The sequence below is a fragment of the Flavobacterium sp. K77 genome (assembly GCF_021608205.1).
GTDB lineage: Bacteria > Bacteroidota > Bacteroidia > Flavobacteriales > Flavobacteriaceae > Flavobacterium > Flavobacterium turcicum.
Map to the genome: position 1 here is coordinate 1 of NZ_JAKIHO010000023.1, position 3022 is coordinate 3022.

The 3022-nt window shown below is 30.4% G+C and carries 3 protein-coding genes; all 3 read left to right on the forward strand.

Annotation, left to right across the window (positions count from 1 at the left end; all coding sequences use genetic code 11):
* Positions 1 to 561 (forward strand): hypothetical protein (locus L1S34_RS14660; protein WP_236364827.1); only part of this gene is annotated, 561 nt, incomplete at its 5' end.
* Positions 562 to 1251: 690 nt separating this feature from the next.
* Positions 1252 to 1830, forward strand: coding sequence for a hypothetical protein (locus tag L1S34_RS14665; RefSeq protein WP_236364828.1), 579 nt, complete (start codon positions 1252 to 1254; stop codon positions 1828 to 1830).
* A 197-nt stretch (positions 1831 to 2027) separates the two neighbouring features.
* On the forward strand, positions 2028 to 2621 hold the full coding sequence (locus tag L1S34_RS14670; protein WP_236364830.1) for a hypothetical protein: 594 nt from the start codon (positions 2028 to 2030) through the stop codon (positions 2619 to 2621).
* Positions 2622 to 3022: the final 401 nt, after the last annotated feature.

Sequence of the window (3022 nt, forward strand, 5' to 3'; positions counted from 1 at the left end):
CCAGTAAGTTTTAAAAACCGTGCAGAAAAAATGAACAATAGAATTTTATACACACTTATTCTTTTTTTGCTTATAAATTTTGATTGTTTTTCGCAATCTACATTTCCTTTTTACGAACAATTAGCTTTTGACTTCTACAAAGAAAATATTCTAAAAGTTTATCCGGTTAAAAGTAAAATAACCTTATTTAAGTCTCTGAATTATGATTCAAGTGAGGAAATTTATTATGTCCCATCTGAATGTTTAAAAGCACAACTTCCAAATTATGGAAAGAATATAGAAAAGTTAGAGTATTCAAAATACTGGAAGAGTTTTAAAGATATGAATATAGATCTCGATTTGACCAATATTAACAAAAACCAATTTAAAATTAAAAAGTTTAATCATGGTAACTTTCCAAAGCTGTTTATTCATTATCCAAAAATATATAAAAATAGAATTTTTGTTATTGTACACGAAAAATATGAAAATGATGGAAAATACTATACCGTTGAGTTCAATCAAGTTGGCGAAATTATAGATTGGTGTAAATCGAAATATGAAACCGTAACTTTACATTAAAACCTACTGGTAACAGCCGTTACACGAGATTTGGGCATTAGGCTGAATTTAAAGATGGTTTTGTACTTGGGAAATTTGTGTTTAACCGAAAAACCTCGCATCTTTAATCCCAAACCTCGTGTAGCGCCAGAACGTTATAGGGCAGTTGCGGAATTTACGCAGATAAATATTACTGAATTCAAGATCATCTTCCACTTTTATCGCAAAGCAGAAACCTGAAAGCAGAAACCTGAAAGCAGAAACCTGAAAGCAGAAACCTGAAAGCGGAAACCTGAAAGCGGAAACCTGAAAAGCAGAAACCTGAAAAGCAGAAACCTGAAAAGCAGAAACCTGAAAAGCAGAAACCTGAAAAGCAGAAACCTGAAAATCAGAAACCGAAAAGCAGAAACCTGAAAAACGGAAACTGAAAGACAAAAAACCGAAAAGCAGAAACTGAAATGCAGAAACTTGAAAAGTAGCAACTAAAAAGTGTAGGCGGAAATTTCGTTAGCACAGTAATTTCGACTTTACAACCGCCCTATAACACACGCTACAAGCGATTTGGGTATTTGTCTTGACGGGAAAATGGTTTTGTATTTGGGAATTTTGGCTAATCCGAAAAATAACGCTAATTTAGTCCCAAACCGCCTGTAGCGCGGGAACGTTGGCAGAAAGTTTAGAAAAACGGAACGAAAAACAAAACATAATCAAATGAAAAATTTAATATTCTTATTAGCAATTTTACTTTTTAGCTGTAATTTCAAAAAAGAAACTAAAGCAGAAAATGTTGAAACGCAGAATGTTGAAAGTGTCATAAAAGAACCGAAAATTACAGGAGAAAAATATTTTGAATATGACGAAATTGAGTATTATCAAAACGAAATTGAAGAAGACCAAATTGAAGAATTATATGATAATCAAAAAAAATCAGTAAAAGATTCTTTAAAAATGGGTGTGATTTTAGGTGAAATTCCTAAGTCAATTACAGACACAAATTTTATTGACAATTTAAAATCTTTCGGCTATACAAAATCGAAAATTGAACCAAAAAAGTTCGACAAAATAGACGAAATTTTTACAGAGAAAAAGCATTCAGAATCTTATGCAACAGCTTGTATTTATATTTACAGAGACATTTTAATTTTTAAAAGAAAATCTAAAATAATCGGAATCGCAAAAATTTGTTTTGGCTGCGATGCAAATGTAATTGTTGGAACAAAATCTAACACAGAAGAATTTGGAATGAGTGGCGATTATCAAAAGTTAAGAAAAATATTGACTGAAAAATAAAACCGATCTGCCAACAGGCGTTTGGCAAGATTGCGAATTTTGTGGTGTATTCACGTTTATTTCTCGCAAGAAATTTTATCTTTGATAGAAAATAATCAGTTCCGAAGTTCGCAACCTTGCCAAGCGCCGGAACGTTATGCGTCACTTTGGAGGAACAGAAGTCCGAAAGTTAACAACAATTTCAAACATATTTTGATATGAAATTTAAAAAAACACACTTCTTATTTTTAACTTTAATTCTATTATTCTGCTCCTTTATTAATTATAAAAAACAAAATGAAGTTTTCATTAAAACTGAATTTTCAGAAACTTGTTTAAGAATTAGTAACGAATATAAAAGCCAAAATGAACACGGTGGACATATACTCAATAACAAAACTAAAAAATATTTAAGCCTATCTGAATTTAGTAAAATATTAAAATTAGTTTCAAAATATGACTTGAATAAGAAACTGAACTATAAAGTTGAGAAAAATAAAGTTGGCAAAATTGAAAGAATAATTTGGAAAAATACATCGAAAAATAGTAAACTCATAAGTTTTGAAAAGTTAACTTTTAAAACTGAAATTGAACAAAAATTTGAAGGCAAAAAATATCAAAATACGTTTACAATTGTTGATTACACAATAACCAACAAAGAAGCACCAAAGAAAATATATTTAAGAATTATGGAAAATGAATTTGAAAGATTATCTATTGACGATGTAACTTATTTTGGAGTTTTTGAAAGTAGATTATTAGGAATTGATGATGCCAAAGATGAGTTAGATGAATTATTAAATAAAAAATAAAAAAGCGACGCATAACAGCTACTACAACGGATTTGGGTAATTGGCTTAAGGGGAAGTTGGTTTTGTATTTGGATGTTTAGCGATAACCGAAAAATAAATCTTAATTTAGAACCCAAACCCGCTGTAGTACCAGAACGTTATAGGGCAGTTGCGAATTTACGCAGACATTAAGAATTAGAAATAAATTAATCTTCCGCTAGAGTTTTTGAAAGTAGAAACTTGAAAGTGGAAACCGAAAAGCGAAACTTGAAAAGCAGAATCTGAAAATCAAAATCTGAAAAGTAAAATCTGAAAAGCAGAAACCGAAAAGTGGAATCTGAAAAACGAAACTTGAAAGGCAAAATCTGAAAAGCAAAATCTGAATAGAAGAAACCTGAAAGTGGAAACCGAAAAGCGAAACT